This window comes from Bacillus sp. ok061 (genome assembly GCF_900108285.1).
GTDB lineage: Bacteria > Bacillota > Bacilli > Bacillales > Bacillaceae_G > Bacillus_A > Bacillus_A thuringiensis_S.
Genome location: NZ_FNUW01000070.1, coordinates 1 through 6,990 on the forward strand (window position 1 = coordinate 1; position 6,990 = coordinate 6,990).

The following is a 6,990-nucleotide window of genomic DNA, read 5'->3' on the forward strand; positions in this document are numbered from 1 at the left end:
CCTCTATAGTCCTTCCTGGCTCCGCCTTAATCAATAATAACCTCTTAAACATTTCTAAATCATATTCACTAAACATAACCTGTCCTTTTAAATCTCTTAAGAAGTTATATCCGTTATATCTCTCAAACATCCCATAATATTTCTTGAAAGTTGTATGATTAATATTTAATGTTTGTGCTGCCTGTTTTGTGGTTTGATATACAACAACCATCACAATCACCTCACAGAGTTATATTCGATATAACCAATATAACTCCTTGTTTTATAAATTTATATACACTCTATAAAACAAAGTAAAATTTCACGTCCCGTATTCCTCTTACAAAATAAAACCGTACTTTTTAGAAAAAAACACAAAAAATTTCCCATGTGGGAGAACCCACACCCCTTACGCTTACAGCTGGTGTCCCCCAAACAATGTTTGGGAGAACGCGATAGCTTGATATACTATTCCTTTTAGCAACCCTTCGGGACATCAAGTTTTATTTAAAAAACTTTTTACACACCAAAAAACTTTTCCAAATAAAACTCCTTCGCCTTGCTACGGCTTCTTACAGGCTTTCCATTTCCATCTACCGATTCACATTCCAAACCTTTCAGAAGTGATTTTGCGCCCTCTAATGATTATACAAATCGTCCCTATCTTTCCAATCATTCTACCTTTATAACTGAAGTTATATCGGATATATCTCCTACAACTCACAATCAGATCCAACTATATATTAAATATTTCTATAGATAACAACCTTGTTAATATTTTTCATCCTCTTAACGCTTAACTATCCCTGGCGCGCATCCGCCTAAGGCCGAATGCTCGCCATACCTAACATAATCTTTAGGGCGTAAGCACTAATTCTGCGACAAATATTAAAAATATCTTTTCTATAAAATTTTTAAATACACTAGCTATTCTTTATTATTCTCTCCTAATCCCACTTGAAGAGCATTATGCCATGCTACTTGTTCCTCTAATGATTCATGAAGAAGAGGGTCTTCGGCTGTTTCCTTTAAACGCTCACACATTTTTTTATAACTAATATATTTTTCTACAGTTTCTAATAAATCAATAAAATATCTACCATTTTGTATGTCTGATTCCATTTCTATTCTTTTATAGATATCCTCTTCATTCTTCATTTTCAAAAAGTCTTGCGCTACTCCATAACAATCTATAGCAATTCTTGAAAACTCACTATACATTTTATTCTCAAAATGTTGGATCAAAGCATACGCTCCTTTCTCAGTTTCTTTATTTGTATCAACTGAATGTTTTGAGACCATCAATTTATTAACTTCAATACTTGGAATATCAAAAGACTTACCTTGTTTTACAGCCTTAATTTCACCATTCTTTATCATTTTATAAATTGTATTTGGATGAGCACCTAACATTTTAGCTACTTCTTTTGCATTCATTTTCCAACCTCCTTTAGTCTATAATAACATTAAGTGATTATAATTTCAAATTAGTAACTATGTGTTACTATAAAAATTAAAAACACATAAATATTTATCATCTTAAAAACCTTTTTTTAAAAAAGAGCATAAGGAAACCTAATCCCACTTTATAAAAAAAGTGGTGAAATAGGCTGTGCCTATTGGGTTTCTCACACTCTAATTTAGGAGATCTATTTTTCTAAAAATATGCATCCTGTATACGCTTTTCAGCTATTTATATATATTTATTTCGCATGTGCATATATACGCTTTGTATTCGTCTAAAAAAGCCCCAAAACAACCTACAAAAACTGGGACGCCTTTATAAACGTTGTGGTACGCTTTGAAACCTTTTAACTCTTATTTGTGGTACCTTTTGAATCCTTTGCGGTTCGTTTTGATGCCTTTTAAAATGAAAAAAAAAAGTTAAATATGCTACAATAACCGCAAAGACATAAGAACTTTTTTCGATACAGATCGGCTAAATAAAAACCGATAATAAATTATAAAATTAACCTTACTCCAGTAGGCGTTAAAAAATTGGTGTAGCCTTACCTTAGTAGGCACTAAAAAATAAAAAGAGTCTAGATTCAAGCTCTTTTTTCACTTTGAATAAGGGAGATGGCAATGTTAGATATGAATGCTGATTTAATATCACTAAGTGGAGCTCTTGCTAAACTTGTAGCTCAAAACCGTATACCGGCAATTTTCGATAAAATGAAAGCAACCAAAGAAAGTGGAGATAAGGACAAAATCATTAGTAATCTCGAAACAATTATTAATGATTTAATTCATGAAAAAAATCAGGTAATACAAATTGCTCAAGCATATGATGAACAATTGATCGCCCAAAAAATGTCTGAAGATGATATTACATACATTACTACTACAATTATTCCGTTATTAGAGGAACTAAGCGAAAATAGTGATAACGAAAACGCACAAAATATCAGTCAATCTTTAGATATGATTAAACCACTTCTTTCAAAAGAAATGTTCAATATACTTCAATTGTTAGGGTTTAATTTTAAACAAGCAATAGGAGAACCACTTACAATGTTAATTCGAGGAATGATTTCTTCTAAAATCCCTACATCATTAGAACAAACAATTGAATTACAAATACAACGTGAAATAAGACAAACTGAATATTATAAAATCGTTCAAGACAAAGATGCCTCTCAAAGATTACTCGAATTTAGCGGAAGCTAATCAAAAAAACAGATGTAATCTTACCTTAAAAACCATAAAAAAACGGTATGTTAAAGCTATCCTTTTGATAACCTTAACATACCGTTTTTTTTATTTACGAAAACAATACAACATTTATAAATAACAATTTAACCAAATACAAAAACACTTGTTTAAAAATGCACATTTCTATTTTACTACTTACAAACATTATTAATATAAAAACAATAAACCAAAAGTTTAATTGCGTATTGTACACATTAAAACTCCATTGAATTCCCTATATTGATGATATCACTTTTTTGTTAGGCTTTGCCTAATCTATCACCTTTGATGATAGCAAAAATCCCTTATGCTCTTCCATAAAGAATCCTCATTTAATATCAATTTATATTGAACTACTTCTTAAATATATTATCCACCTCATCATAATCACGAAACGTTACTGTATCTTCACATTGAATATAAATTCCTTCTCCAAACCAAGCAAAATTCTTACCCCAGATCTTACGTAAAACTTCAAACAAACGTTCTTCTCCAGCATCCTTATCTAAAAGAACCCCTTCAATAATCTCATCATCAGTAAAAACCACTACATTTTGATTAGTTAACTCTTTAATCTTAGATTCTAAAAATTTATCTTCTAGCATAATAAAAATCCCCTTCAATTTTTATTTTTGTACGGTAAAATTACGGTGTTTTTCCGTATAATTTGTATTATACGATATTTTTCCGTACAATACAAGAAGAGGTGATAATAATGACAGATAAAAAAGAAAGAGTAGAAATGAGAATCCCACAATCAATATTAAAAAAAGTTGACGAATATAAAGAAGAAAACGGAATTTCTACTAGAACAGCAACAATTCTAGAACTTATAAGAAAAGGCTTAATTAAATAAATTCACACAACCATCTCACAATAAAATTTTATTCAACAAAAAAAACAATCCCTTAAAATAGAGATTGTTTTCCGAATTTTTTTCAGTTTTTTTCTGATTATATTTCATCAATACTAAGCTTTATCTTGAAATCTATTCACATATCTGTGTATAATTCAAGTACTATAAATCAAAAAATTATTCTTTAAAGTCAAGTTCTTGGGAGGAACTTGTCTTTTTTTTATTTTTATCAAATTTATACTGAGACACAATACTTACCGCCTTTTCAAAACTATATTTCTCGCATAAATCTAAAAAATAAGACCTGTTTTCATATTTTAAAATTTGCTTCCAAGTTTTATATTCTAATAAACCTAGTACATCAGCTTCTTCCATTTGTTCTATAGCAAGTTGTTCATCACTTTTGTCCTCTAATACAAATCGTTTTTTTAGACCCTGAGACCATTGAATCTGACGTTTACCTTTAAAATGTTCAGCATATTCTCTAAATAATAACAGATATTTTTTATCTTCTGTTACAAGATATTCCCTTAAAAAATCAAATGGTGTTAATGATCCATTTTTTGCTTTTTTAATATGCGCTTTACTTAATTCTTGATCCAATCCCCATTTTCCATGCTTGCTTATATAATCATTTGCCTTTTCTCCATTCTCTAGAGTTAAACCATGTTTTCTATTAACCATTAAACCAACTTTAACACACGCTTTTTCCCACAATAGATACATTCTATCTTCTAGATCATCTAAATTTACAACATTCTCATAAAAAAGAGCAATATGTGCGTGTGGATGAAATCCATTGTTCTCACTGTATGTAACTTCTAAAGCTCTTACTCTTCCAATCATTCCAATTTCATTTCGGATATTTTGAAAAGCTCGTCCAGACATAAACTTTTTTGTAGCTTCAGAAAACATATCTAATATATCTTTTAATCTATCAATCTTTTTATGACTAAATGTAAGAGTCAGTAAAGCAATATGCCCCCCTTCTTTTTTATAAAGATCAAAAGCCTGTTTTAACTCTTTTCGTCTTCTTTCAGATATTTTAGCCGCACATACAGGACAATTCCAAACACTACTACAAACCAATAAACCATCATAAAATACCTTTTGGGTTTTTATATGTTTCAATACTTGTACAAATGAACCATTTACCCTTCTAAGACACATTGATACGCGTTCATTGGGTAAGGCTTTTCTTGCAACAGACTGACAAGCATAGCGTTCAGCTCTAGCCAATCTTAATTTTTCATCCAACTCTTGTTGCGATTTTTCTAATGCCATTTCCCTCTTTGTCACCTCCTTTTTACGAAAAGTGGACGGTGATTTCGTAATTACTTACCAAGAGACCACCAATAGCCTTCTCACACAGAAAAACGACCTTCTTGCCGCACTTTACAATATTTAAATCCACAAAAAACACTCTTACTAAAAAACCAATCAAAAACTGAATTCTAAATCCTATTAATGTTAACTAATTAAATAAAACTTATATACTTCTTCTATCAATCTTTTTTTACATCTCCATACACCAATTTATACAATCCATCAAATCCTAAACTATATTCTATAGCTTCAATTATTTGCTTTGTATAATCATTTAATTGATTATAATTTGGTGATTCAAAAAAATCCTTATAATCAACAGTATTCAATAAACCTAAAACAACCTCTAATGTCAAATCATGATTCCAAAAAGGCATATTAGAATAACCTTCAATTTCCACTTTTACATTCTCAGCTTTAAACTCACGTTTCACATATTCCTTCGTCAAAATAAACCCTCTCTTCTTAACAGTAATTAATATATTTCTCTCTTTAATCTTTCAACTTTTATATCTAAATCCATAAAAAACAAACCTTCAAAAAAATTCCACAAAGTGCCCATTTACACAGTGAACTGTTAAATATGCTTTATTACATTCTTACAACGTTTACTAAAGTAAATATCAAGAATGTGCATGTAACCACTCTTTAAAATACTCAAACATCTCTTTAGAATCATCTTCAAACATTGGCGAATCATAAATCCTTATAGACTCAAGACCCTCATAAAAAACAAAATGAACTCCAGTACCATTAAAAAGAAAAACTCCTTTTAAAGTTAGATCAGAAGAACTAAGATCATTTGAATTAAAATCATGAGAAATATGATTGGATTGAGAAGCCAATTTCATAACTTGCTTTGCAAAAAATCCACTCAATAAAACACCTTCAAAATCACCATCTTCAGTTGTAGAAATACTCGCATATTTACCAGGATTCTTTCTAATTAATTTCTTTATCTCTTTAACATTTTGCAAGATACCATTCCCCTTAAATATCTTCTTTCTTTAAAAATAAGCACATACAATTTCAATTCACATATAAATCCTAATGTTTTTGTCTTTTTAATTTTTCAACTGTTGTTTCATTTTTAAATACACGTTTATTCAAAACATCAATCTCAACATCTTTATCCTCAACTAACTTATATAACTTTGTAAAATTATCATCTATTTCCATACGGTGCGCTTGCATTTCTTTTCTAATTTCTTTTACTTCACTACCAATCGTATCTACCTTTTTATCGAGCTGATCTAATTTTTCAAGAATTTTCGCTAATACATCATTCATTTTATATCTCCTCCTAAACTAAATACTTAATTGTTTTCTAACATTCTCTCTAAATTCTGGATCTTGAAATTCTTTATCTTGCTCAATAACAGTTTTAATCATATCCAATAATTTAGGATGATTAAAAAGGCCATTTACATCCGGAATAGCTTCATCTACCTTTTTTGCTAAAACCGTATTTGCTTCATAATTAAAATCAATCCATTGACCAATAATGAAAGCCATAAAAGCATTAACTGTTATACCATATCGATTCGCTACCTCTTCACACTTAATATAATTTTCTTCACTAACTGTTACATGAAGTCTTTTCTTACCACTCATAAAAAACCCTCCTGTTTTTTGTGTCAAAATGACACAAATTAATAAAATAAAGAACAAATATGAACATATGGGTTAATTTTAAATTAAAATACAAAAAAAATAAAGTGATAAATAGAAATCACTTCCAAAATATCCACCATTTTTTCTTTTCACTTGCTGCAACCATTCTTTTTACTTCTAACATTTCTTTCATTAATCTAACTAATTGCTGATCTCTATCTCCAACACTTGTTTCAATCACCTTAGTTTGATTTGATTGCTCATTTAATTTAATAGTTAATTCATCAATCTTATTATTCTGCATTAAAATTAATTCCTTTAACTCTTCAATCGCCTGATTATACCCTTCGTTTTCATAAGATATATCGGTTATAACTTGATTCTTATCCAAAATACCAAATTCTTCACCAACAAGCCTACAAGATTCCTCTATAGTCCTTCCTGGCTCCGCCTTAATCAATAATAACCTCTTAAACATTTCTAAATCATATTCACTAAACATAACCTGTCCTTTTAAATCT

Annotated in this window: 10 protein-coding genes and 1 pseudogene; 2 read left to right on the forward strand and 9 right to left on the reverse strand. The window is 29.6% G+C overall.

Going from position 1 to position 6,990, the window contains the following annotated elements:
* Together C4S65_RS34985 and C4S65_RS33580 are read right to left on the reverse strand one after the other, a co-directional pair.
* Window positions 1-211, reverse strand: a pseudogene (locus tag C4S65_RS34985) (hypothetical protein); the annotation flags it as partial.
* 695 nt (window positions 212-906) lie between these two features.
* Window positions 907-1,416 (reverse strand): helix-turn-helix domain-containing protein, encoded by a 510-nt coding sequence (locus C4S65_RS33580; protein ID WP_103945922.1) that lies wholly within the window; start codon window positions 1,414-1,416, stop codon window positions 907-909.
* 648 nt (window positions 1,417-2,064) lie between these two features.
* On the opposite strand from C4S65_RS33580, the gene C4S65_RS33585 reads away from it, so the two are divergent.
* Window positions 2,065-2,649, forward strand: a complete 585-nt coding sequence (locus tag C4S65_RS33585) for a hypothetical protein (RefSeq protein ID WP_061157550.1) — start codon at window positions 2,065-2,067, stop codon at window positions 2,647-2,649.
* 377 nt (window positions 2,650-3,026) lie between these two features.
* On the opposite strand, the gene C4S65_RS33590 is transcribed toward C4S65_RS33585, so the two are convergent.
* Window positions 3,027-3,278 carry a hypothetical protein gene (locus C4S65_RS33590; RefSeq protein ID WP_061157551.1) on the reverse strand — a complete coding sequence of 84 codons (252 nt, stop codon included), beginning with the start codon at window positions 3,276-3,278 and terminating at the stop codon, window positions 3,027-3,029.
* Between the two features lie 110 nt (window positions 3,279-3,388).
* On the opposite strand from C4S65_RS33590, the gene C4S65_RS34850 reads away from it, so the two are divergent.
* Window positions 3,389-3,529 carry a hypothetical protein gene (locus C4S65_RS34850; protein WP_181032182.1) on the forward strand — a complete coding sequence of 47 codons (141 nt, stop codon included), beginning with the start codon at window positions 3,389-3,391 and terminating at the stop codon, window positions 3,527-3,529.
* A gap of 177 nt (window positions 3,530-3,706) precedes the next feature.
* Here the strand turns inward: C4S65_RS34850 and C4S65_RS35620 are convergent, their stop codons facing one another.
* From C4S65_RS35620 to C4S65_RS33620, 6 genes are all read right to left on the reverse strand, one after another.
* A complete protein-coding gene (locus C4S65_RS35620; RefSeq protein ID WP_061157552.1) occupies window positions 3,707-4,813 on the reverse strand; it encodes a protein rep in 1,107 nt (368 codons plus the stop codon).
* A 221-nt stretch (window positions 4,814-5,034) separates the two neighbouring features.
* Window positions 5,035-5,304 carry a hypothetical protein gene (locus tag C4S65_RS33600; RefSeq protein ID WP_061157553.1) on the reverse strand — a complete coding sequence of 90 codons (270 nt, stop codon included), beginning with the start codon at window positions 5,302-5,304 and terminating at the stop codon, window positions 5,035-5,037.
* 174 nt (window positions 5,305-5,478) lie between these two features.
* Entirely contained in the window at window positions 5,479-5,832 is a 354-nt protein-coding gene (locus C4S65_RS33605; RefSeq protein WP_061157554.1) for a hypothetical protein, read from the reverse strand.
* 70 nt (window positions 5,833-5,902) lie between these two features.
* Window positions 5,903-6,145, reverse strand: a complete 243-nt coding sequence (locus C4S65_RS33610; protein ID WP_061157555.1) for a hypothetical protein — start codon at window positions 6,143-6,145, stop codon at window positions 5,903-5,905.
* Between the two features lie 18 nt (window positions 6,146-6,163).
* Window positions 6,164-6,469: a hypothetical protein gene (locus C4S65_RS33615; protein WP_061157556.1), complete on the reverse strand. Its 306-nt coding sequence runs from the start codon at window positions 6,467-6,469 to the stop codon at window positions 6,164-6,166.
* Window positions 6,470-6,587: 118 nt separating this feature from the next.
* On the reverse strand, window positions 6,588-6,990 hold a 403-nt coding region (locus C4S65_RS33620; RefSeq protein WP_103945923.1), incomplete at its 5' end, for a DUF3967 domain-containing protein.